The 22,511-nt window shown below is 45.5% G+C and carries 24 protein-coding genes; 13 read left to right on the plus strand and 11 right to left on the minus strand.

From position 1 onward, the window contains the following. Positions 1-27 precede the first annotated feature (27 nt). Genes murA through mlaF form a run of 7 tightly spaced genes read right to left on the minus strand, consistent with a single transcriptional unit; the run spans position 28 to position 4,588 of the window. A complete protein-coding gene (gene murA / locus R7E38_RS17505; RefSeq protein ID WP_005388419.1) occupies positions 28-1,284 on the minus strand; it encodes a UDP-N-acetylglucosamine 1-carboxyvinyltransferase in 1,257 nt (418 codons plus the stop codon). A gap of 9 nt (positions 1,285-1,293) precedes the next feature. Beyond that, complete coding sequence (gene ibaG / locus R7E38_RS17510) at positions 1,294-1,548, minus strand: BolA family iron metabolism protein IbaG (protein ID WP_005381092.1); 255 nt, start codon at positions 1,546-1,548, stop codon at positions 1,294-1,296. A gap of 3 nt (positions 1,549-1,551) precedes the next feature. After that, positions 1,552-1,872, minus strand: coding sequence for a lipid asymmetry maintenance protein MlaB (locus R7E38_RS17515; RefSeq protein WP_005381093.1), 321 nt, complete (start codon positions 1,870-1,872; stop codon positions 1,552-1,554). Next, the gene (gene mlaC / locus R7E38_RS17520; protein WP_017821301.1) at positions 1,872-2,510 is read right to left on the minus strand and encodes a phospholipid-binding protein MlaC; all 639 of its coding nucleotides are present in this window, start codon (positions 2,508-2,510) and stop codon (positions 1,872-1,874) included. The genes R7E38_RS17515 and mlaC overlap by 1 nt, the downstream gene beginning before the upstream one ends. Before the next feature lie 2 nt (positions 2,511-2,512). Continuing rightward, positions 2,513-3,001: an outer membrane lipid asymmetry maintenance protein MlaD gene (mlaD, locus tag R7E38_RS17525; protein ID WP_005381099.1), complete on the minus strand. Its 489-nt coding sequence runs from the start codon at positions 2,999-3,001 to the stop codon at positions 2,513-2,515. A gap of 2 nt (positions 3,002-3,003) precedes the next feature. Further along, entirely contained in the window at positions 3,004-3,795 is a 792-nt protein-coding gene (gene mlaE, locus R7E38_RS17530; protein ID WP_005381100.1) for a lipid asymmetry maintenance ABC transporter permease subunit MlaE, read from the minus strand. After that, complete coding sequence (mlaF, locus tag R7E38_RS17535; RefSeq protein WP_005388422.1) at positions 3,785-4,588, minus strand: phospholipid ABC transporter ATP-binding protein MlaF; 804 nt, start codon at positions 4,586-4,588, stop codon at positions 3,785-3,787. Before mlaF ends, mlaE begins: the two co-directional genes overlap by 11 nt. A gap of 374 nt (positions 4,589-4,962) precedes the next feature. On the opposite strand from mlaF, the gene R7E38_RS17540 reads away from it, so the two are divergent. From R7E38_RS17540 to mgtE, 11 genes are all read left to right on the plus strand, one after another. Continuing rightward, positions 4,963-5,928: a calcium/sodium antiporter gene (locus R7E38_RS17540; protein WP_005381102.1), complete on the plus strand. Its 966-nt coding sequence runs from the start codon at positions 4,963-4,965 to the stop codon at positions 5,926-5,928. 29 nt (positions 5,929-5,957) lie between these two features. Next, positions 5,958-6,929 (plus strand): arabinose-5-phosphate isomerase KdsD, encoded by a 972-nt coding sequence (kdsD, locus tag R7E38_RS17545; protein ID WP_005381104.1) that lies wholly within the window; start codon positions 5,958-5,960, stop codon positions 6,927-6,929. 86 nt (positions 6,930-7,015) lie between these two features. Continuing rightward, positions 7,016-7,579: an LPS export ABC transporter periplasmic protein LptC gene (lptC, locus tag R7E38_RS17550; protein WP_005381106.1), complete on the plus strand. Its 564-nt coding sequence runs from the start codon at positions 7,016-7,018 to the stop codon at positions 7,577-7,579. Next, positions 7,560-8,054, plus strand: a complete 495-nt coding sequence (gene lptA / locus R7E38_RS17555) for a lipopolysaccharide transport periplasmic protein LptA (RefSeq protein WP_005381109.1) — start codon at positions 7,560-7,562, stop codon at positions 8,052-8,054. The genes lptC and lptA overlap by 20 nt, the downstream gene beginning before the upstream one ends. A 1-nt stretch (position 8,055) precedes the next feature. Beyond that, on the plus strand, positions 8,056-8,781 hold the full coding sequence (gene lptB, locus R7E38_RS17560) for an LPS export ABC transporter ATP-binding protein (RefSeq protein ID WP_005381111.1): 726 nt from the start codon (positions 8,056-8,058) through the stop codon (positions 8,779-8,781). A gap of 50 nt (positions 8,782-8,831) precedes the next feature. Continuing rightward, positions 8,832-10,301, plus strand: a complete 1,470-nt coding sequence (locus R7E38_RS17565; RefSeq protein ID WP_005381112.1) for an RNA polymerase factor sigma-54 — start codon at positions 8,832-8,834, stop codon at positions 10,299-10,301. Positions 10,302-10,325: 24 nt separating this feature from the next. Then, positions 10,326-10,613: a ribosome hibernation promoting factor gene (gene hpf, locus R7E38_RS17570; RefSeq protein WP_005381114.1), complete on the plus strand. Its 288-nt coding sequence runs from the start codon at positions 10,326-10,328 to the stop codon at positions 10,611-10,613. Positions 10,614-10,615: 2 nt separating this feature from the next. Further along, positions 10,616-11,062 carry a PTS IIA-like nitrogen regulatory protein PtsN gene (gene ptsN, locus R7E38_RS17575; protein ID WP_005381116.1) on the plus strand — a complete coding sequence of 149 codons (447 nt, stop codon included), beginning with the start codon at positions 10,616-10,618 and terminating at the stop codon, positions 11,060-11,062. A gap of 14 nt (positions 11,063-11,076) precedes the next feature. Continuing rightward, positions 11,077-11,940: an RNase adapter RapZ gene (gene rapZ, locus R7E38_RS17580; protein ID WP_149191738.1), complete on the plus strand. Its 864-nt coding sequence runs from the start codon at positions 11,077-11,079 to the stop codon at positions 11,938-11,940. A 2-nt stretch (positions 11,941-11,942) separates the two neighbouring features. Continuing rightward, complete coding sequence (locus R7E38_RS17585) at positions 11,943-12,218, plus strand: HPr family phosphocarrier protein (RefSeq protein WP_005381120.1); 276 nt, start codon at positions 11,943-11,945, stop codon at positions 12,216-12,218. Between the two features lie 148 nt (positions 12,219-12,366). Continuing rightward, on the plus strand, positions 12,367-13,725 hold the full coding sequence (mgtE, locus tag R7E38_RS17590) for a magnesium transporter (RefSeq protein WP_005381121.1): 1,359 nt from the start codon (positions 12,367-12,369) through the stop codon (positions 13,723-13,725). 64 nt (positions 13,726-13,789) lie between these two features. Here the strand turns inward: mgtE and pmbA are convergent, their stop codons facing one another. Continuing rightward, complete coding sequence (gene pmbA, locus R7E38_RS17595; RefSeq protein WP_226084023.1) at positions 13,790-15,133, minus strand: metalloprotease PmbA; 1,344 nt, start codon at positions 15,131-15,133, stop codon at positions 13,790-13,792. Positions 15,134-15,243: 110 nt separating this feature from the next. On the opposite strand from pmbA, the gene yjgA reads away from it, so the two are divergent. Beyond that, a complete protein-coding gene (gene yjgA / locus R7E38_RS17600; RefSeq protein ID WP_005381124.1) occupies positions 15,244-15,771 on the plus strand; it encodes a ribosome biogenesis factor YjgA in 528 nt (175 codons plus the stop codon). Between the two features lie 89 nt (positions 15,772-15,860). Here the strand turns inward: yjgA and R7E38_RS17605 are convergent, their stop codons facing one another. Further along, positions 15,861-16,823 carry a D-2-hydroxyacid dehydrogenase gene (locus R7E38_RS17605; protein WP_226084022.1) on the minus strand — a complete coding sequence of 321 codons (963 nt, stop codon included), beginning with the start codon at positions 16,821-16,823 and terminating at the stop codon, positions 15,861-15,863. Between the two features lie 103 nt (positions 16,824-16,926). Further along, a complete protein-coding gene (locus R7E38_RS17610) occupies positions 16,927-17,679 on the minus strand; it encodes a pseudouridine synthase (protein ID WP_053303451.1) in 753 nt (250 codons plus the stop codon). 342 nt (positions 17,680-18,021) lie between these two features. On the opposite strand from R7E38_RS17610, the gene R7E38_RS17615 reads away from it, so the two are divergent. Next, positions 18,022-19,287, plus strand: coding sequence for an NRAMP family divalent metal transporter (locus R7E38_RS17615; protein WP_226084021.1), 1,266 nt, complete (start codon positions 18,022-18,024; stop codon positions 19,285-19,287). 107 nt (positions 19,288-19,394) lie between these two features. Here R7E38_RS17615 and rapA read toward each other — a convergent pair whose 3' ends face one another. Continuing rightward, entirely contained in the window at positions 19,395-22,304 is a 2,910-nt protein-coding gene (rapA, locus tag R7E38_RS17620; RefSeq protein ID WP_213917297.1) for an RNA polymerase-associated protein RapA, read from the minus strand. Positions 22,305-22,511 lie beyond the last annotated feature (207 nt).

Below are 22,511 nucleotides of genomic sequence, written 5' to 3' on the forward strand. Positions count from 1 at the left end.
AGTTACCTGCGGTGCAGTTTAACTTGCCTAGCTCACTCGCTCAATATTTGCGCCAAGTGCAGCCAGTTTATTTTCGATTTTGTCGTAACCACGGTCGATATGGTAAATACGATCAACGACGGTTTCGCCTTTAGCAATGCAACCTGCAATAACCAAACTAGCCGAAGCTCGTAGATCGGTTGCCATCACTTGCGCACCGCTGAGTGACTCAACATCACCACAGATAACCGTATTGCCTTCGATCTCAGCTTTAGCGCCCATACGCATGAGTTCTGGTACGTGCATAAAGCGGTTTTCAAAGATAGTCTCTGTGATCACGCCGCCACCTTTCGCCATCATGTTCAGAAGCGTAAATTGAGCTTGCATATCCGTCGGGAAACCAGGATGTGGCGCAGTACGTACACTTACCGCTTTTAGCTCGCGGTCGGTCATATCAACGGAGATCCAATCTTCACCCGTTTCGACAAGCGCGCCAGCTTCTTCCAGCTTGGCGAGAACCGCTTCAAGCAAATGAGCATTAGTGTTGCGACATACCACTTTACCGCCAGATACTGCTGCTGCGACAAGGAATGTTCCCGTCTCAATACGGTCAGCAACCACGTTGTGTTTACAACCGCCTAGGCGCTCAACACCTTCAATCGTAATGGTATCTGTGCCAGCGCCAGAGATTTTTGCGCCAAGCTTATTTAGGAAATCAGCGGTATCGACGATTTCAGGCTCACGCGCAGCGTTATCTAGTGTTGTTGTGCCTTCCGCCAGCGCTGCGGCACACATGATGGTGATCGTCGCGCCTACGCTGACTTTATCCATCACGATGTGCGCGCCTTTTAGACGACCATCCACTTCTGCTTTCACATAACCATCTTCTAATGTAATGGTTGCGCCAAGCTGCTCTAAACCAGAAATATGCAGATCCACAGGACGAGCGCCAATAGCACAACCGCCTGGTAAAGAAACCTGACCTTGACCAAAGCGCGCCACCAAAGGACCTAAAGCCCAAATAGAAGCACGCATGGTTTTCACTAAATCATAAGGCGCGCAGTATTCTGTAATACTGCTTGGATCAACATGAACAGAGCCATTGCGGCTTACTTTCGCGCCTAAACGCTTAAGCAATTCCATGGTTGTGTCGATATCACGAAGGTGTGGTACGTTTGCCACTTCTACTGGCTCTTCCGCCAAGATAGACGCAAATAAAATCGGCAGTGCTGCGTTTTTTGCACCTGAAATGGTCACTTCACCAACTAGTGGTTTATCTGACCCAATAACTCGAAACTTTTCCATCAATAAACCTTAAAGCGACATCAATTTCTTATCACGAGCCCACTCTTCTGGTGTGAACGCTTTGATTGATAATGCGTGAATGTCGTTACGCTGGATGTATTCCATCAGAGGAGCATAAATTAGCTGCTGCTTCTTAACGCGGCTCATTCCATCGAAACAAGCATCAACAGCAACCACTTCATAGTGGCTACCTTCACCTTTCACATGCACTTCTTGAAGGTTTAGTGCTTCTTCTAATAACTGTTGTACTTTTGCGCTATCCACAATTTACCCCTGATAATTCTGTATGTGTTTGGCCACTAAAGATTCAACATTGCTCAGTTGAAACAAAGTGCGCAGTTGCGCCGGCACGAAACTGAGCATTATATGACAGTTTTGCTTTTTTGCATGCTCTAATAAGTGGATTAACATCACCATTCCTGCAGAGTCGACGCGCTCTATCTCTTTTAGCGAGCATTCCAGCTCCGATTGAGCAGGTTGCCATTGCTGTGCATACGCCCACAATGAAGGCACTGTATCTCTATCAAGTGCCCCTGTTAGCTTAAGAATGTTTTGATCCAATTGCCACTGAGCGGGAGTCTGGGCCATTATTTCTTCGCCTCGAAGCGGATCGGTTCTGCGGCCAATTTTTCTAGGTCTTTAGCAACAGATAGAATACCTTCTTGACGAATTTTACTGTTCCATTCGGATTGTTTACTAGAAAGCAAACTAATGCCCTCTGCAATCATATCGAATGCTTCCCACTCACCAGAGTGGTTGTCTTTACGCAGTTTAAACTCAAGTTTGATGTTTGGACGCGGAGTATCGATGATATCAACTTTAATGCTTGTAATACGCTTAGAGTCATCAATGCTAGGCTCAGGACCAAACTCAATTTTTTGGTCAGAGTATTGCGTCAACACTTGTGCATAAGACGCAATCAGGTACGCACGAAATGCATCGATAAACTCAAGTACATCTTCACGCTTAGCACCTTTTAAGTTTGGACCAAGAAGTTTTAACCCTGCATAGCGGTAGTTGACGTAAGGCATTAGCTCTTCTTCAACGATCACTTTAAGTAAATTTGGATCTTGTTTGATTTTCGGCTGTTCGGCTTTCAATCTTTCGAACGTGACTTCAGCTACCTGCTTCATCATCTTATAAGGTTCAGTTTTATCCACCTCTGCTGCTGTTGCTCCAAAGACGCTAAACACAGCACAAACTGAAAGTAGTAATCTCGCTAACATAGTTATTCCTTACTTGAGTCGTCTGAACCACCTACGCTGTATAGTACTTGACCAATTAAGTCTTCAAGCACAAGCGCCGATTTGGTGTCTTCGATGGTATCACCATCCACTAGCATGACTTCATCATCAAAAACGAAGCCAGGTACTAAACCAATGTATTGCTCACCAATCAGGCCAGATGTCAAAATTTGTACGCTCGACGTTTCTGGGAACTGATTGTATTTGCTATTGATAGATAGTGTTACAACTGGCAATAAGTTGTCTGGGTTAAGCGAAATACTACTTACTCGACCAATCACAACGCCCCCCACTTTTACGGGAGAACGAACTTTTAAACTGCCAATATTATCGAACTCGGCTTTGAGGGTATAAGTATCACCAGAGCCAATGCTTTTTACGTCAGCAACTTGAAAAATCATCACAAGAATCGCGCAAATTCCCGCTAATACAAAGCTGCCAACCCATAATTCAGTTTTACGTGTTTGTTGCATGATTAATTCCCAAACATCAATGCGGTCAGTACAAAGTCTAATCCTAGTACTGCTAAAGAAGAATGCACAACAGTGCGCGTAGTTGCTCGGCTGATCCCTTCCGATGTTGGAATAGCATCATAACCGTTAAATAGAGCGACCCAAGTAACCGTAATTGCAAACGCAAAACATTTGATCATACTGTTACCAATGTCTTGCCCTAGCTCAACAGAGGACTGCATCGCTGACCAAAAACTGCCGTGATCAACGCCTTTCCAGTCAACACCAACAAGCTGAGCGCCCCAAATTCCCACAGCCATGAAAATCATAGCCAGTAAAGGCATTGAGATAACCCCAGCCCAAAACCGTGGTGCAATCACTCGTTTCAATGGGTCTACCGCCATCATTTCAAGGCTAGACAGTTGTTCCGTTGCTTTCATTAGACCTATCTCTGCGGTTAACGCAGAACCGGCACGACCAGCAAACAAAAGTGCAGTAACAACGGGTCCTAATTCACGGAGTAACGAAAGCGCTACCATTTGCCCCAAACTGCCTTCTGCGCCGTAATCCACCAACACAACATAGCCTTGTAGACTCAAAACCATTCCAATGAACAGACCAGATACGACGATGATCGCCAGCGACTGAACACCAACAGAATAAAGTTGCTTAACAAGCAGAGGAAAGCTTCTGATCGGTTGTGGCTTAGAAAATAGCGCCCCAATCAACATGAAAGTCGCACGACCAAATGCTCCGCAAATAGAAAGCGTGCGTCGACCCAGCGAGGCGACAAAGTGAATGAAGTTATCGACCATCAAATAAGTCCTTTTCGATACTTTGAGAAGGGAAACGAAACGGTACAGGACCGTCGGCATCACCTTGTAAGAACTGCTGGACACGAGGATCAGAGTTTTGAGTCAGCTCTTCTGGCGTACCATAGGCGATGATTTTTCCATCGGCCATCAGGTATACCCAGTCAGCAATACTCATGACTTCAGGTACGTCGTGAGAAACCACAATAGAGGTCAAACCTAACGCTTGGTTTAGATTGCTAATTAGCTCAACCAAAACGCCCATAGTGATTGGGTCTTGCCCCACAAACGGCTCATCGTACATGATCAGGTCAGGGTCAAGTGCGATTGCACGAGCCAAAGCAGCGCGTCTTGCCATACCACCTGAAAGCTCACTCGGCATTAATTGCGCCGCGCCGCGTAGACCGACAGCTTCGAGCTTGAGTAACACCATGGTGCGAATCAAATCTTCCGATAAATCGGTATGCTCTCTCAATGGAAAGGCGACATTATCAAAAACATTCAAATCAGTGAATAAAGCCCCTGACTGGAACAACATGCTCATTTTCTTTCGAGCATGGTAGAGTTTTTTACGCGAGAGAGAGGGAATATTGTCTCCATCAAACCAGATCTCTCCTTGCTCGGGATACAACTGACCACCAATCAAACGCAGCAGTGTTGTTTTACCAATTCCCGATGGTCCCATAATGGCCGTCACTTTGCCCTCAGGAACATGCAGATCAATATCATCAAAGATCATGCGTTCTCCCCGTGAAAAAGTGAGGTTGTTCACGGTGACTAAATCGTTGTTCGACATATCATCTCTTCTACTGTAGGAGCGTTGCAACTCACGGAATCATCAAGCAGATACTCATCGGAGTTGAATTCTACGTTTAATAAAGTAACGTCGGTACATTTATTAGGCTGCAATCATAAGCACATTGGCGTTGAATTTAAAGCACTGTTCAATTAAATAAAGTCGACTATATCCCTGCAATTTCTCATGGTTTATGACCTAATTAGCACGAAGTGTTTAAATCCTAGACCAGAATTGCTCATTTAAATGAGTGAGATTTACATACATTTTCGTTACTAACCTTTAATTTATTCTTCGTTTATCTTCCATTTTAGGCCGCAAAAGGTCAAAATTAGCGGTTATTCATTTTACTTATTTAATACTTAGGAATTCTCATGCTCGAAGCCGTTGCGTTGCTTATAGTCGGTCTTGTTTTGCTTGTTTGGAGTGCAGATAAACTTGTTTTTGGCTCTGCAGCGATAGCCCGCAACGTCGGTATTTCCCCGCTTGTCATCGGCATGACAATCCTTGCGATGGGCTCATCCGCCCCTGAGATGATGGTATCTGCAACCGCTGCTTGGGATGGCAAAACAGATACAGCGGTGGGTAACGTATTAGGCTCAAACATAGCGAACATTGCGTTAATCCTAGGTATTACAGCGCTGATCAAGCCTTTGTCGATTAGCTCCGCCGTCATCCGCCGAGAACTTCCACTCATGATAGCCGTAACCGTACTCGCTGGTATTCTGCTTTGGAATAGCCATCTCGGTTTTTATGAGGGTGTCTTATTGTTTGTACTCTTTGGGGCATTTTTATTTGCTATGTTGCAAATCAGCCGCAAAGAGCAAAAATCAGGTGATGTTTTTCTTGATGACCAAGAGTCAGAGATCCCAGAAGGCGTCAGTAACCCTAAAGCAATCATGTGGGTGGTTATTGGCTTGATACTGCTTCCTTTGGCAGCCAGCATGCTGGTTGATAACGCGGTAATTATTGCTAAACACTTTGGTATGAGCGACCTTGTTATCGGTCTAACTATTATCGCCATTGGCACTAGCCTGCCAGAACTAGCCGCATCACTTGCGGGAGTTTTAAAGGGTGAAGACGACATGGCTGTCGGTAACATTATCGGTTCGAATGTGTTTAACATTCTGGCGGTAATGGGGATTCCTGGCATCATTAATCCATCGGTGCTCAGTGAGTACGCGATGGGACGTGACTTCTGGGTCATGTTAGGCGTTTCATTGTTACTTGTCGCGATGTGTTTGGGTAAATCACGCAGTATTAACCGTATTGAAGGTGCCATCTTGTTTGTGTGCTTCTTAGGTTACCAAGTGTACTTATTCGCAAACATGACCGCTTAATTACCACGATCAATAAGTAGAGATCTGATATGTCCAATCAATTTGATTTTCGCGCTGCTGCTAAACAAGTTCTTGATATCGAAGTTGCTGCTCTGCAAGAGCTAGATACCTACTTTGATGATCAATTTGAAAAAGCGTGTGAACTTATCCTTTCCAACAACGGCAAAGTTGTCGTTATGGGTATTGGCAAGTCAGGCCATATTGGTAACAAGATTGCCGCCACTCTGGCAAGCACTGGGACTTCGGCGTTTTTCGTTCATCCAGGCGAAGCCGCACATGGTGACTTGGGTATGATTAGCCCTGGTGACATTGTGCTGGCAATTTCTAACTCTGGTGAATCAAACGAAATTCTGTCTCTATTTCCAGTATTAAAGCGCCTGAATATTAAGATCATCAGCATGACAGGTAAGCCAGAATCAAATATGGCCAAGCTGTCTGACTTACACCTGCAAATTACGGTACCTCAAGAAGCTTGTCCGTTAGGCCTGGCGCCAACTAGCAGTACGACTGCCACATTAGTGATGGGAGATGCATTAGCCGTAGCTCTGCTTCAAGCTCGTGGTTTTTCTGCCGAAGATTTTGCCCTATCTCACCCAGGTGGTGCACTGGGGAGAAAACTGCTACTTAAGTTGTCTGATATTATGCACTTTGGAGAAGCGTTACCTAAAGTTTCTCCTGACGCATTAATTCGCGATGCCCTGCTTGAAATTTCAGAAAAGGGGTTAGGCATGACAGCCATCGTCGATGAGCACGATGCTATGCTTGGTATATTCACCGATGGTGATTTACGTCGTACCTTAGACAAGCGTATCGATATTCATACGACGGCAATTGGCGAGGTCATGACGACAAACCCAACCACAGCACACCCTGATATGCTGGCGGTTGAAGGTTTGAACTTGATGCAGAATAAAAACATTAACGCTCTGATTTTATGTAAAGACGAAAAAATTGTGGGTGCACTGAACATGCACGATTTACTAAAAGCTGGCGTGATGTAATATCAGCACAAACATTTAAATCATTTATTAGACGAATAAAGGCAATGGTCAGGGAAGTACTGAGCTAAACGATAGGCCTTCATTATATGAGTTTTACTCGCCTTATTTATTTGCTCTTGATCTTCGTTGTAGCGTGGTGCGGTTATTACCTACTAACCCCTAAAGGCAACGACGCAATTCAAGTAGCACCAGATTCTGAACTGCCCATGTTCAGTGGTTCTGGATTAGAAAACATCACCTACGGTGAAGATGGTGTCCGCAGTTACATCATTCGCTCCACTAACTTAGACCATTATGCTAAGAGTGGAGATACTATTTTTAATAACCCGACTTTGATGGTTTACCGTGAAGGTAGCGTCATTGAATGGAAGGTGACTGCCACAAGAGCAGTGTTAGATGAAGACCAAGTTTTGACTTTATATGACAAAGTCTTAATGCAAAATCTTCTGCCTGGTGCGAGTTTTGATACCATGGCAACAGACAAATTGGTCATTAATCTAACCAATCGTGATTTTAAAGCTGACCAACAAGTAATGTTGGTTGGACCACAATTTGAAACTACTGGAGGCGCAATGCAAGGTAACTTAAAACAGCATACTGCGACTCTGACAGATGAAGTTCAAGGTCGATATGAAACCGTTACACCTTAGCCTACTGGCACTGGTATTGGCGGCGCCTCAAGCGCTGGCACTCAAGTCGGATACTCAACAGCCGGTTTACATAAACTCTGACACCCAACAGGTGGATATGAAGAGTAACCAGGTTGTTTTTGAAGGCGATGTATCTCTTAAGCAAGGGAGCATCAATATCGATGCTGATAGAATCGTGGTAACTCGCGATCCTAAAACCGAAGCAATTAAACAGATTCAAGCATTTGGTAAACCTGCGAAGTTTTCTCAGCTGATGGACGATGGTAAAACACTTAGTGGTCAAGCTACGGAGCTGGATTACCGTATTTCTACAGACGAACTGACCATGAAAGGTCAAGCGCAGCTGGCGCAAGACAACAACACCATCAAAGGTTCTTCGATTCGTTACCAAATTGGTAAACAAAAGCTAGTCGCAGATAGCTCTAAGGAAGAGCGCGTTACGACCATTTTGCAACCCAATCAGATAGAGAACTAATATGGCAGTACTGAGTGCGAAAAACTTGGCGAAAAGCTACAAAAAACGCAAAGTCGTCACTGATGTTAGCTTAGAAGTTGAATCTGGTCAGATTGTTGGGCTACTCGGTCCAAACGGCGCGGGTAAAACCACCTCGTTTTACATGATTGTCGGCTTAGTACCTCGTGATGAGGGCACCATTACCATTGACGACAATGACATCAGTATTTTACCGATGCATAGCCGTTCACGCCTTGGCATTGGCTATCTTCCGCAAGAAGCGTCGATTTTCCGTAAGCTTTCAGTAGAAGATAACATCATGGCCGTACTTGAAACTCGTCAAGAAATGACGAGGGAAGAGCGCCAAGATAAACTGGAAGATTTGTTGGAAGAATTCCACATCCAGCACATCAGAACCAGTGCTGGTATGGCACTATCAGGGGGTGAGCGACGCAGGGTGGAAATCGCTCGAGCTTTAGCGGCCAACCCTCAGTTCATTTTATTGGATGAACCTTTCGCTGGTGTTGACCCAATTTCGGTTAATGACATCAAGAAAATCATTGAGCATCTGCGCGATCGTGGTCTCGGAGTGTTAATCACTGACCATAATGTACGTGAAACACTGGACGTATGTGAAAAAGCCTATATCGTGAGCCAAGGGCACCTAATTGCATCGGGAACTCCGGCAGAAGTTCTCAATAATGAACAGGTGAAACAAGTTTATCTCGGCGAACAATTCCGTCTATGATTATATTAGGAACGGTAAGATTCTGAGCATTACAAGGTAAGTAACACTGAATGAAACCTTCATTACAACTCAAGCTAGGTCAGCAGTTAGCCATGACGCCACAGTTGCAGCAAGCGATTCGCTTATTGCAATTGTCGACACTCGATCTTCAACAAGAAATCCAAGAAGCGTTGGACTCAAACCCATTATTGGAAGTTGAAGAAGGCCAAGACGAGCCTCTAGCAAACGGTGAAGATAAGTCAGCGGTCGAGGCTGCTGATAGCAACAGTGCTAGCGAACCAACAGAAATTGACGTTCCAGATAGCTCCGATGTGATAGAGAAATCAGAAATTAGCTCTGAACTTGAAATCGACACGACTTGGGATGACGTCTACAGCGCTAATACTGGTAGCACTGGCTTAGCTCTTGATGATGATATGCCCGTCTACCAAGGCGAAACCACTGAATCGTTACATGATTACCTCATGTGGCAGCTTGACCTAACACCATTCAGTGAAACCGACCGCACGATTGCATTAGCGATTATTGACGCTGTTGACGACTACGGCTATTTAACTTTGTCGCCTGAAGAGATTCATGAGAGCTTCGATAATGAAGAGATAGAGTTAGACGAAGTAGAAGCCGTTCGTAAACGCATTCAACAATTCGATCCTCTTGGAGTTGCATCACGTAACTTACAAGAATGTTTGTTACTGCAACTGACGACCTTCCCAGAAGACACGCCGTGGCTTGCTGAAGCCAAAATGATACTTGCGGATCATATTGATCACCTAGGCAACCGAGACTACAAGCTCGTCATCAAAGAGACTAAGCTGAAAGAAGCCGATCTTCGTGAAGTCTTAAAGCTTATCCAACAGTTAGATCCTCGTCCAGGTAGTCGCATCACTCCTGATGATACCGAGTACGTAATTCCAGACGTATCCGTTTTTAAAGACAATGGCAAATGGACCGTTTCTATAAACCCGGATAGCGTGCCAAAATTAAAAGTAAATCAACAATATGCTCAATTAGGCAAAGGTAATAGCGCGGATAGCCAGTACATCCGCAGCAATTTGCAAGAGGCAAAATGGTTAATTAAGAGCTTAGAGAGTAGAAACGAGACGCTACTCAAAGTTGCAAGATGTATTGTTGAACATCAACAAGATTTCTTCGAGTATGGTGAGGAAGCCATGAAGCCAATGGTACTCAATGATGTCGCTTTGGCTGTGGACATGCATGAATCCACGATTTCTCGTGTAACAACGCAAAAGTTTATGCATACACCACGTGGTATTTTTGAATTGAAGTACTTCTTCTCTAGCCATGTTAGTACTGACAACGGCGGAGAATGTTCGTCAACAGCAATTCGTGCACTCATTAAAAAACTGGTCGCAGCAGAGAATACTGCCAAACCACTGAGTGATAGCAAGATTGCTGCTCTTCTGGCTGACCAAGGGATTCAGGTCGCAAGACGTACGATAGCCAAATATCGCGAATCCTTGGGAATTGCCCCTTCAAGTCAGCGTAAACGCCTATTATAAGGCACTAACTGAAAAGGAAAGTCTATGCAAATCAATATTCAAGGCCATCACGTTGATCTTACCGATTCAATGCAAGACTATGTAAATTCTAAGTTTCAGAAGCTCGAAAGGTTCTTCGACCATATCAATCAAGTGCATGTTGTACTAAAAGTTGAAAAAATTACTCAAATCGCGGAAGCTACGCTTCACATAAATCAAGGCGAAATCCACGCATCAGCCGATGACGAAAATATGTATGCCGCGATCGATTCGCTGGTAGATAAATTGGTTCGCCAACTTAATAAGCACAAAGAAAAACTAAACAGTCATTAATCATGCAACTGAGCGAAATACTGTCATTGGACTGCACCAAAAGTGCGGTCCACTGCACGAGTAAAAAACGCGCCCTTGAAATGATCAGCCGTATCGTGGCTGATCAAACGGGCCAAGATTCTACCGAGCTGTTCGAATGCATGCTCAATAGAGAAAAAATGGGCAGTACCGGTATCGGAAACGGTATTGCGATCCCTCACGCGAGAATGCAATCAAGCGACAAGGCCATTGCTGTCTTACTGCAATGTGATGAAGCAATCGAATTTGATGCGATTGACAATCGACCTGTCGATCTTCTTTTTGCGCTCCTTGTACCAGAAGAACAGTGCAAAGAGCACCTCAAGACTCTATCCTCTATGGCAGAACGTCTGAGCGATAAGCAAGTATTAAAACTACTGCGTAATGCTCAGAGTGATGAAGAACTTTACGACATCATGATTCACCAATAAGCAGGACTAACTCCATGCGACTAATCGTTGTTAGCGGGCACTCAGGTGCCGGTAAAAGTATTGCGCTTCGTGTACTGGAAGACTTAGGTTACTACTGTGTTGATAACCTGCCAGTTAACTTGCTGGACGCATTTGTTCATTCTGTTGCTGACAGCAAACAGAATGTTGCAGTCAGCATTGATATTCGTAATATTCCTAAAAAGCTAAAAGAACTGACGAGTACACTAGAACAGTTAAAAACTGAGCTTGATGTGACCGTGCTTTTCTTGGACGCTAATAAAGAAACGCTACTCAAACGCTACAGCGAAACACGCCGAATTCACCCGTTATCTTTAGGTGGCACCTCCCTCTCGCTCGATCAAGCCATCGAGCGTGAGAAGCAAATTTTGACGCCACTCAAAGCGCATGCAGATCTGGTCCTAAATAGTAGTGGGCAGTCTTTGCATGAATTGAGTGAAACCGTGCGTATGCGCGTTGAAGGCAGAGATCGCAAAGGGCTCGTTATGGTATTTGAGTCTTTTGGTTTTAAATACGGCCTGCCTTCCGATGCCGATTACGTATTTGACGTTCGCTTCTTACCTAACCCACATTGGGAACCAGCACTACGCCCGCTTACAGGTCTGGATACTCCTATCGCCGCATTTTTAGAGCAACACCAATCGGTGTTAAGTTTGAAATATCAAATTGAAAGCTTTATAGAGAATTGGTTACCTCTGCTTGAGAAAAACAACCGCAGCTACCTGACCGTTGCAATAGGTTGTACTGGTGGTAAGCACCGCTCGGTGTACTTAACTCAGCAAATCGGTGAATACTTCGCCAACAAAGGACACCAAGTACAAATTCGCCATACCTCACTAGAGAAAAACGCTAAGGAGTAGCCGTGGAGTTAAGTCGTAAAGTATTGATTCAAAACCGCCTTGGCTTACATGCTCGTGCAGCAGTCAAACTGGTCGAACTGGCACAGAGCTTTGAAGCGGTCATCACCATCGACAATGAAGAAGACAAAACCGCCACAGCAGACAGCGTAATGGGCCTGTTAATGCTAGAGTCCGCTCAAGGACAATACGTCACGATCCACGCAACGGGTGGGCAAGCGGAAGAAGCACTGGATGCCGTTTGCCACTTGATCGAAGATAAATTTGATGAAGGCGAGTAGTTTACTCGCTTTTTTCTTACCTCCCATTATCTTTCTCTTCCCTGACCTAATAAATAAATTTGCTTAGTATCATAAGTTGTTATTAAAAGGCGCCTAGAATTAAGTTATTATTCAACGCATTGTAAATATCAGGAATTGGGAGGAATGAATGGCAGAGCAAATTGAATTCGACCAAGCTCACCAAGCCCTCCAAGAAGTCACAGAAGCGCTAGAAAATGGTCGCTTCGTCCATGTTCGTCGTCAATTACAGGACATGGAACCTGAGGATATCGCTCACCTTTTAGAAGCCTCCCCACGGAAGAGCCGTGAAGTTCTTTGGCAACTCACCGACCCTGAAGATTATGGTGAAATCCTTGACGAGCTGAACGAAGACGTCAAAGACAGCCTCGTATCCAAAATGGCACCAGAAGCGCTTGCAGAAGCGACAGAAGGCATGGATACCGATGACGTGGCTTACGTACTGCGTAGCTTGCCTGACAACCTGTCACGCGAAGTCCTGTCGCAAATGGACTCCTCTGACCGTCTACGGGTCGAAACCGCCCTATCCTACCCAGAAGACACTGCGGGTGGACTGATGAACACCGACGTCATCACAATTCGTGGTGACGTCGATGTGGACGTAGTTTTGCGTTATCTACGTATGAAAGGCGAGCTTCCAGAAGCTACGGATGCCCTGTATGTGATCGATGAAGAGAGTAAGCTCATCGGTGAACTGCCGATCACGACGCTTATTACCACTCAGCCAGACGTAAAAATCATTGATGTAATGGAAGACGCGGACGAGGCCATCACCGTCGATACTAGCGACTCAGATGTTGCGAGTCTGTTCGAACGCCGTAATTGGGTATCTGCACCTGTTGTTGATGAAAACTTGCATTTGGTCGGTCGTATCACCATCGATGACGTGGTTGACGTTATTCGTGAAGACGCGGAACACTCGATGATGAGTATGGCGGGTATGGACGATGACGAAGATACTTTCGCGCCTGTTGTAAAATCAGCTCGCAAACGCAGTATCTGGCTTGGCGCTAACGTATTAGCCGCCCTTGCTGCTGCTTCCGTTTCTAATATGTTTGAGGCCACATTAGATCAAATGGCGGCCATTGCAGTATTGATGACGATTGTTCCGTCCATGGGTGGTGTCGCTGGTAACCAAACCGTCGCACTAGTGATTCGTGGTCTTGCTCTTGGTCATATCGGTGACTCAAACAAACGCGAACTGTTAATGAAAGAAGCCTCGATCGGCTTACTTAACGGCATCATGTGGGCGCTGATTATTGGTGGTATTGTTGTTGCTTGGAAAGGTAACTGGATGCTCGGAGGAATCATTTCCGCCGCCATGCTGACCAACTTATTGGTCGCAGGTATTGCCGGAGTAACGATTCCAATCCTATTGAAAAAAATGAACATCGATCCTGCTTTAGCTGGTGGTATGGCATTAACAACAGTGACGGATGTGATTGGTTTATCTGTCTTCTTAGGGCTTGCCACAATACTGATTACCTAACAGCAAAAACGAAAAAGCCTGATGAACACATCAGGCTTTTTTGATTCTGAATTGCTAGAAAAGCTTATTCACCCGCCACTTTCATGGTATCCAGTAGGATAGAGCCCGTTTGGATTTGTGAGCGCGTTTCAATATCACTACCAACCGCTACAATCTTGGTGAACATGTCTTTTAGATTACCTGCGATGGTAATTTCTGATACTGGGTATTGGATCTCGCCGTTCTCAACCCAGAAGCCTGCGGCACCGCGAGAGTAATCCCCCGTTACCACGTTCACACCTTGTCCCATGACTTCTGTCACTAGAAGACCAGTACCGAGCTCTTTAAGCATTTGTTCGAAGTTTTGGCCTGTCGACTTCACGTACCAGTTATGAATCCCACCAGCGTGACCTGTCGGCGTCATCTTCATTTTACGTGCGGCATAACTGGTTAACAGATAAGTTGCTAGCGCACCGTCGGTAATGATCTCACGGTCTTGAGTGTACACACCTTCACTATCGAATGGACTTGATGCCAAACCACGCAATACATGCGGACGTTCTGAGATATTGAACCATTCAGGAAGCACTTGTTTGCCTAGATGGTCAAGTAAGAAAGAAGATTTTCGGTACAGGTTACCACCGCTGATCGCCATAACGAGATGGCCAATCAAGCCTGTCGCAACATCAGCCGCAAACATGATTGGGTATTGACCTGTTTTTAGACGCTGCGCATCTAAGCGGTTAACCGTATTCTCTGCCGCCTTACGACCCACCGTTTCTGGGGTCCATAAGTCATCACGATGACGTGCCACGGTGTAGCTGTAATCACGTTCCATCTCGCCGTTTTGACCAACGCCAATTACACAACAGCTAGTACTATGGCGGCTAGACGCATAACTAGCTAATAAGCCATGGCTATTGCCATACACTTTCACGCCGTAATGACTATCATAACTCGCGCCATCACTTTGTTTGATTGCACTGTTATAACTTAGCGCCTCTTTTTCTGCTGCAATCGCCACATTGGCAGCATAGTCTGGATCGGGTGCGTCAGGGTGGAAAAGATCAAGCTCAGGGATATCTTGCACCATGTATTCTTTTGCTGCAGGGCCTGCAAATGGGTCTTCAGATGTGTAATGTGCAATATCTAGCGCCGCTATAACGGTTTGCTCGATTGCCGCTTCACTTAAATCAGACGTGGAAGCACTGCCTTTGCGTTGACCTCGGTAAACGGTAATGCCCAGCGCACCATCGCTGTTGAACTCGACATTCTCTACTTCACCCATACGAGTTGAAACACTTAAACCAGTGCTTTTAGTAATTGCGACTTCGGCGGCGTCAGATTTTGCCGATGCAAGCTTTAAGGCTCTTGCGACGGCTTGCTCTAGCTCGGTACGTTGCTCAGCAACCTGCTGTTTAATATCCATTGTCTTTCACATCTTGTCTTTGATGAACAATAGGATAACAAGAATTTCGCTTTCTCCCCATGATTCTTGTTAAAATAGTCATAATATTAATCAAAACACAGGCAACTGAAATGGCACGTAAGAATCAAAAAGCGCCATGGGAACCAGAAGAAGAGATCATCTGGGTAAGTAAATCCGAGATGAAGCGAGACATGGAAGAACTGCAAAAGCTAGGTGAGGAGCTTGTCGGCCTCAAACCTTCAGTTCTAGAAAAGTTTCCATTGAGCGAAGATTTGCGAGAAGCAATTGCTGACGCGCAACGCTTTAAAAATGAAGCGCGTCGTCGCCAATTACAACGTATTGGTAAATTGATGCGTTACGAAGATCCAGAGCCAATCCAAGCCGCACTGGATAAAATTCGTAATAAGCACTCTCAATTAACGGCTGTATTCCACAAACTTGAAGCGTTGCGTGATCGCGTAGTGGAAGAAGGTGACAAAGCCATTGATGACGTAATGGAAATGTACCCAGAAGCGGATCGTCAGCGTCTACGCCAACTTGCTCGCCAAGCAGCGAAAGAGAAAAAAGCTGGGAAACCAGCAAAAGCGTACCGCGAAATCTTTCAGATCCTTAAAGGTCTAAACGAAGAAGAGTTTTAATTCGAGGGCTCACGCAATGAGCATTCGATTTAAACGCAAAAAGCAGACGTCAATGTCTGCTTTTTTTATCTTTGGTTTTACAGTCAGCGTTACACTAAGCGATTCACGCGGTCTCCGCGCTCGAAAGCGTTAATGTTCTCAATCAAGATTTCCGCTAAACGTTGAATAGATGAGTCGCTGCCCCATGCAACATGCGGTGTCAGTAACAAATTAGGTAAACTCATATTGGCAATCAGCGGATTGCTCTCATCAGCCGGTTCTTGTGTAAAAACATCAAAACCAGCCGCTGCAATTTCTTGCTGTTTTAAGGCATCCACCAGTGCGCTCTCATCCACCAAACCTCCACGCCCTGTATTAATCAAAATGGCGTTGGACTTCATTTGTTGCAACTCTGCTTGACCAATTAAATTCTGAGTATGATCGTTGAGCGGGCAATGCAAGGTCAGCGCATCGGAGCGTTTTAATACTTCCTCAAACGGCACATAACCAGGCCGACATTCTGCCGCCCCTTTACGCTCAGAAAACAACACGGTCATTCCTAACGCTTGAGCCAGATTCGCCGTCGCTTGCCCTAGCGCCCCGCTACCAACAACACCTAACGTGCTACCACCAATATCCCCGATTGGGTGCGTAAAAAAACAAAACTGCTGGTTACGCTGCCACTCACCTGCGGCAATATCTTGGTGGTACCCAAATAAATTCCGTCTTAAAGCGAATAACATTGCCATCACATGCTCGGGCACCGAACGCGTCGCGTAACCACGTACATTAGCAACCGCAATATCATGATTAGCACAGTAGTTCACATCGACGTTGTTAAAACCAGTTGCGGCAACCGCGATCATCCGTAATTTGGGTAGCTGCTCTAATACATGTTGGTCAAGCAGGACTTTATTGCTAATCACGATATCGGCATCTGCTAACCTTTCTATTACCTGCCCAGGCGCAGTTAGGTCGTACTCACGCCAGTGGTGCGGAAAGCTAGGTCGTGGGATCTCAATATGTTCTGGGATGGTCGCTCGATCTAAAAATACGATGCTTGGCAAAGACATAACAACTCCTTGTTCACGGCTGAAAGACAGGATACATCAACCACAGTAACGAAATAGCCAAAAATAGCGAACTAGAAAGAACCGCTGTTGAGTACAATTGGCATTAAGGGTGTGGCAACGTTTTATAATCAGGCAATGTACGCTCTGGCGAAAAATAGTTAAAGATCATCGCCTCGGCTTCAGAATAAAAGTCACAGGGTACAAAAATACTGCTCAGCTGATCCGTAGCTGGATGATAAAAACTTAGCTCCGCAGCGTGCAACTCTAAACGTTCTGAAAACTGATACGCCTCTTCGCTTGCATAAAACTCATCACCCACAATCGCATGACCAATCGCCATCAAATGCACGCGTAACTGATGCGATCGACCAGTAATGGGGAGTAACCGCACAACGGTCGTATGGGTGCCATCAGGGTGCACTTCACGCTTCACTACTTGGAATAAAGTTTGAGATGGTTTGCCGTCGTCAAAACATACTTTTTGTCGTGGACGATTTGGCCAATCACAATTTAATGGAAGATCAATATTCCCTTCTTGCGACTCAACATGCCCCCAAACACGTGCGTAATACACCTTGTGAGTGAGGCGATATTGGAACTGCTTTTTTAATGCTCGCTCCGCGGGTTTGTTTTTCGCCAGCAACATCAACCCTGATGTCGACATATCCAAGCGATGCACAACTTGAATTTCTGGATGCAACTCTTTGAGGCGGCTCCACATGCTGTCGTAATGCTCTGCAAGGCGACCAGGGACAGACAGCAGCCCTGATGGCTTATTCACTGCCAGAATGTCGTCATCCTCAAAAACGATATCAACCCAAGGGTCGGTGGGAGGGGTATATTCAAGCATTGCCATGGGAGATCTCTACAAAATAAAAACGCCGCGATTATATACCCAAATAGCACCCAGATGCAGGATTCTGAAGAAAAGTTCAACCCAATAAAACAAAGTCAATCCTTTAGCATAAAAACTAAAAATAGCACGTTGTAAATTTAGTTTGACAACAAGACGCATAACTGAATAGAGTGCTAGATGCACACAGCATGATATTCGCAAAGAATACTTAAAATAAATACATCAAAACACAGCATTTAAAAGACATTACCGTTGCGCAGTATAGGGCGATCGCTCAGCTTGTCATGTACTGCGGTATGTATCTCTTTAGAAAGATACATAAGATAAAAAGGACAATAAGCAATGGACTCCGCCGTTATAGATAAACCCCAATCCAAACTTTCCTTATTTTTTCGTTCGCTAGGCCCCGGCATATTAATGGCATCTGCTGCGGTCGGTGGCTCTCACCTCGTGGCATCAACCAAGGCTGGTGCGATTTATGGTTGGCAATTGGCTGCACTGATTCTGCTCGTAAACCTGTTTAAATACCCTTTTTTCCGAGCGGGCGTACAGTACACCATGGGGACAGGGCTGACCTTGGTTGAGGGCTACGCGAAATTAGGTCGGCCTTATCTATGGCTATTTCTATTTCTGAGCGTGGTATCGGCCGTCATCAATACCGCCGCTTTGTTGATGTTTAGCGCTAGCTTGCTGGGCTACTTCATTCCGTTTTCACTATCAATGGCATCACTCAGCATCATTGTGATTGTCACCTGCCTGATCATATTATTTGCTGGCCATTACAAAGCGCTCGATACGCTATCTAAAGTGATCATGTCGGTGTTAACCATCGCGACTTTACTCGCTGTTTCTATCGCCTTTGGTAACCCTGTTGAACAAGTGGCCAACTTCGAGCCGCCGTCACCTTGGTCTATTGCGGCTATTGGTTTTATCGTTGTGACAATGGGGTGGATGCCTGCACCGATAGAGATCTCCTGTTTAACCTCAGCATGGCTAAAACGCCAATCAAGCCAGCAAGAAGTAACATACCGCTCTGCTCTATTTGACTTTAATGTCGGTTATATTGGCACGGCGTTTCTTGCCATTATCTTTGTATCGCTAGGCTCTTTGATGCTTTATGGTTCTGGCGTTGCGCTTGAAAGCTCTGGCGTTGGCTTCTCCCACCAATTGGTTGGCTTATATGCGGCAACGATTGGCGAATGGTCTCGTTACTTAATCGCGGTAATTGCGTTTTTCTGTATCTTTGGCAGCACGATTACCGTTATTGATGGCTATTCGCGCGTTATTTCGGATTCTCAACGCCTACTGCGCTCGCAACCAGACACTAACCCTCAAACCACTTCAGCGATCATGCTGGTAGTCTCCTTACTTGCATTGGGTATTGTGGTTTTCTGGGCTTCTGCGTTATTGCCTATGCTGAACTTTGCGATGATCCTCGCCTTTATGACCACGCCATTCTTTGCTCTGCTAAATTACACCTTAGTGAGCAAAACTGAGTTACCGGAGCCTTTGGCTGTTGGACCTAAACTAAAGTGGTTATCGATTGCGGGCCTGATTTACTTGTTTGGCTTCTTGGCTGTGTTTATCTGGTGGAAGTGGTTGATGTAAATGAGGTAGCTATCAGTGATTAATGCATTCCGCATAAAGAAACTAAACCGTAAATAAAGAAAAAGGTCTTCAACTGAAGACCTTTTTAATGAGCAATAAATACTTACTTAGTTGTGGCTCACCACAATCAAACGCAGCGAGTCGAGCTGAACCTGAGCTTGGTTGATGTAACCAGTGAGCTCTTTAATTTGTGCGTCGATAGCTTCAATTTCTTCGTCACGAATATTTGGGTTCACCGCTTTCAGTGCTTGCAAACGCTCAAGCTCTGCATTCAAACTGTGCTGCATATCTTGATGAGCTTGTTTGCGTACTTCTTCAACCTTCTCTTCAATAAGAACATCACCGGCTTCAATTAAGCGGTGTACATCTTTCTGTACCGACGTAACCAACTTGCTACCTAAGTGACGGTTTACAGGGCTGAGCTGGCGGTTAAAGCTTTCAAACTCCACTTGAGCAGACAAATCATTACCACGCGAGTCCATCATTAAACGGATTGGCGTTTTCGGTAAGAAGCGCGCGATACCACTGCGTTTTGGCGCTTGCGCATCTACCGCGTAAATCAACTCAAGAAGAATAGTCCCGACTGGTAACGCTTTGTTTTTCAATAGAGATACCGCAGACGTCCCCACCCCTTCACTCATAAGAAGATCGATACCACCCTGGATCATTGGGTGTTCCCAACTGATAAAGTGCATATCTTCACGAGATAACGCTGTATCACGATCAAACGTGATCGTCGCTCCTTCGTATGGCAGACCTGGGTAGCTTGGCACCATCATGTGCTCAGATGGGGTCACAATCAGGGCGTTTTCACCTTTATCGTCTTGATTCAAGCCAATCGTGTCAAAAAGAGAAAGTGCGAAGGTGACCAGATTGGTATCGCCGTCAGTTGATTCAATTTTCTCAACGATTTGTTGTGCTTTTTCTCCGCCATTCGAATGCATTTCTAATAGGCGATCACGGCCTTGCTCCAATTGGGATTTCAGCTCTTTATTCATTTTTGCTGACGCTTCAATGATCTCATCTAGCGTGCTGGTATCACCAGAGGCAAGAATTTCAATCAGATCATCGGAGTACTTATCGTAAACAGCACGGCCTGTTGGGCAGGTTTCCGAAAAAGCGTTCAGGCCTTCATCGAACCAACGTGCTAGGATCGCTTGCGATGTGCCTTTCAGGTAAGGAACATGAATGTCGATATCGCGATTTTGACCGATACGGTCCAAACGACCAATACGTTGCTCAAGCAAGTCTGGGTTAAATGGCAAGTCGAACATGACAAGTTGGTTGGCAAACTGGAAGTTACGACCTTCAGAGCCGATTTCGCTACAGATAAGAACTTGTGCTCCACCTTCTTCTTGCGCAAAGTAAGCCGCCGCTTTATCACGTTCAAGAATCGACATACCTTCGTGGAAAACAGTGGCGCGGATACCTTCACGCTCACGCAGTGCTTGCTCCAATTGCAGCGCGGTACTCGCACGAGAAGCAATCACGAGGATTTTCTCGCTGCGCTTCTCTTTTACTTTTTCAAGCAACCAATTCACACGCGAGTCAAACTGCCACCAGCTCGCGTCATCGCCTTCAAATTCTTGGAAAATTTCTTCCGGGTAAAGGTTCTTCATCGCACGTGCTTCAGAACTCATCTTACCGCCAATCATTCCAGCAACACGCATTGATGTAGTGTATTGCGGTGGAATATCCATTGGCATCAGATGCACGTTACGCTTAGGGAAGCCTTTGATGGCCGCGCGCGTGTTACGGAACAGAACACGCCCTGTACCATGACGATCCATCAAGTTATCGATCAGCTCTTGGCGTGCCGACGCTTTAGCTTCTTCGTCCGCTTCACTTTCGATAATACGGAAAAGTGGTTCTACGTCTTGTTCAGACAACAACTCAGTGATCTGGTTTTTTGCTTCATTAGGTAGCTTTTCACCGGAAAAGAGTGAAGTAATCGCATCTGCTACGGGCGCGTATTGCTCTTCTTCCTCAACGAACGCTTCGTAATCATAGAAGCGGTCTGGATCCAACAAACGCAGACGAGCAAAGTGACTCTCACGACCAAGCTGCTCTGGCGTTGCAGTCAGTAGCAACACACCTGGAGTACGTTCAGCCAAGCCTTCTACCACTTGGTATTCACGGCTCGGTTTATCTTGGCTCCATTCAAGGTGATGCGCTTCATCGACAACCAGTAGGTCCCATTCACCTTCCAGTGCTTGTTCAAAACGCTTGCGGCTCTTGCGTAGGAAATCCAAAGAACACAGCACATATTGCTGAGTATCAAATGGGTTTTCTGCATCCGCAAACGCTTCGATACAGCGCTCTTCGTCAAAGATAGAGAAATGCAGATTGAAACGACGCATCATCTCAACCAGCCATTGATGCTGCAGTGTTTCAGGCACCACAATCAAAATGCGTTCGGCACGACCAGACAGAACTTGTTGGTGGATGATCATGCCCGCTTCGATGGTTTTACCCAAACCTACCTCATCCGCCAACAAGACGCGTGGCGCGTGACGACGGCCAACTTCGTGCGCGATGTAAAGCTGATGAGGGATCAAACCTGCACGCATACCACATAGGCCACGCATTGGGCTCTTATGCTGCTCAAACTGGTTGGTTAGCGCACGGTAACGCAGAACAAAGTTGTCCATACGGTCGATTTGACCGGCGTACAACTTATCTTGAGGTTTGTTAAAACGAATTTGGTTGCTAAGGAAAATCTCACGCAGAACAACAGCGGTTTCTTGCGTGTCTTCACGAGTACCGAAATAGGTGTAAAGACCTTCATCTTCCAGTACTTCTTCTACTTTTAGAGACCAACCTTCTTGGCAATCGATGACATCCCCAACATTAAAGGTGACTCGGGTAACAGGTGCATCGTTACGTGCGTAAACTCGGTTTTCCTCTGACGCTGCAAACATCAATGTCACAGTACGAGCATCCATTGCTACAACGGTACCTAAACCTAAATCGCTTTCCGTATCGCTAATCCAGCGCTGCCCCAAAGCAAATGTCATGAATTGACTACCTCGTTATTAGTTCTTGATTCGTATTTCTTGTTGGTCTACTCATGCCCGTGGGCATGGATAATAGTTTAGATCTGATTCTGGCTTCTGCTATGCCGATAGCATTCGTCATTTCAGTATGAACTGAGTATTTTTTAAGCCAGCTCAACATGATAAATCGGACGTAGCCTATACGCAGAAAAAGGTCGCTAATCTTAC

The sequence above is a fragment of the Vibrio sp. Vb2131 genome, assembly GCF_033338535.1.
GTDB lineage: Bacteria > Pseudomonadota > Gammaproteobacteria > Enterobacterales > Vibrionaceae > Vibrio > Vibrio alginolyticus.

Coding starts and splice junctions, on each gene's coding strand:
- murA (WP_005388419.1), bottom strand. CDS start 1,284: ATGGAAAAGTTTCGAGTTATTGGGTCAGATAAACCACTAGTTGGTGAA.
- R7E38_RS17515 (WP_005381093.1), bottom strand. CDS start 1,872: ATGGCCCAGACTCCCGCTCAGTGGCAATTGGATCAAAACATTCTTAAG.
- mlaC (WP_017821301.1), bottom strand. CDS start 2,510: ATGTTAGCGAGATTACTACTTTCAGTTTGTGCTGTGTTTAGCGTCTTT.
- mlaD (WP_005381099.1), bottom strand. CDS start 3,001: ATGCAACAAACACGTAAAACTGAATTATGGGTTGGCAGCTTTGTATTA.
- mlaE (WP_005381100.1), bottom strand. CDS start 3,795: ATGGTCGATAACTTCATTCACTTTGTCGCCTCGCTGGGTCGACGCACG.
- mlaF (WP_005388422.1), bottom strand. CDS start 4,588: ATGTCGAACAACGATTTAGTCACCGTGAACAACCTCACTTTTTCACGG.
- R7E38_RS17540 (WP_005381102.1), top strand. CDS start 4,963: ATGCTCGAAGCCGTTGCGTTGCTTATAGTCGGTCTTGTTTTGCTTGTT.
- kdsD (WP_005381104.1), top strand. CDS start 5,958: ATGTCCAATCAATTTGATTTTCGCGCTGCTGCTAAACAAGTTCTTGAT.
- lptC (WP_005381106.1), top strand. CDS start 7,016: ATGAGTTTTACTCGCCTTATTTATTTGCTCTTGATCTTCGTTGTAGCG.
- lptA (WP_005381109.1), top strand. CDS start 7,560: ATGAAACCGTTACACCTTAGCCTACTGGCACTGGTATTGGCGGCGCCT.
- lptB (WP_005381111.1), top strand. CDS start 8,056: ATGGCAGTACTGAGTGCGAAAAACTTGGCGAAAAGCTACAAAAAACGC.
- R7E38_RS17565 (WP_005381112.1), top strand. CDS start 8,832: ATGAAACCTTCATTACAACTCAAGCTAGGTCAGCAGTTAGCCATGACG.
- hpf (WP_005381114.1), top strand. CDS start 10,326: ATGCAAATCAATATTCAAGGCCATCACGTTGATCTTACCGATTCAATG.
- ptsN (WP_005381116.1), top strand. CDS start 10,616: ATGCAACTGAGCGAAATACTGTCATTGGACTGCACCAAAAGTGCGGTC.
- rapZ (WP_149191738.1), top strand. CDS start 11,077: ATGCGACTAATCGTTGTTAGCGGGCACTCAGGTGCCGGTAAAAGTATT.
- mgtE (WP_005381121.1), top strand. CDS start 12,367: ATGGCAGAGCAAATTGAATTCGACCAAGCTCACCAAGCCCTCCAAGAA.
- pmbA (WP_226084023.1), bottom strand. CDS start 15,133: ATGGATATTAAACAGCAGGTTGCTGAGCAACGTACCGAGCTAGAGCAA.
- yjgA (WP_005381124.1), top strand. CDS start 15,244: ATGGCACGTAAGAATCAAAAAGCGCCATGGGAACCAGAAGAAGAGATC.
- R7E38_RS17605 (WP_226084022.1), bottom strand. CDS start 16,823: ATGTCTTTGCCAAGCATCGTATTTTTAGATCGAGCGACCATCCCAGAA.
- R7E38_RS17610 (WP_053303451.1), bottom strand. CDS start 17,679: ATGGCAATGCTTGAATATACCCCTCCCACCGACCCTTGGGTTGATATC.
- R7E38_RS17615 (WP_226084021.1), top strand. CDS start 18,022: ATGGACTCCGCCGTTATAGATAAACCCCAATCCAAACTTTCCTTATTT.
- rapA (WP_213917297.1), bottom strand. CDS start 22,304: ATGACATTTGCTTTGGGGCAGCGCTGGATTAGCGATACGGAAAGCGAT.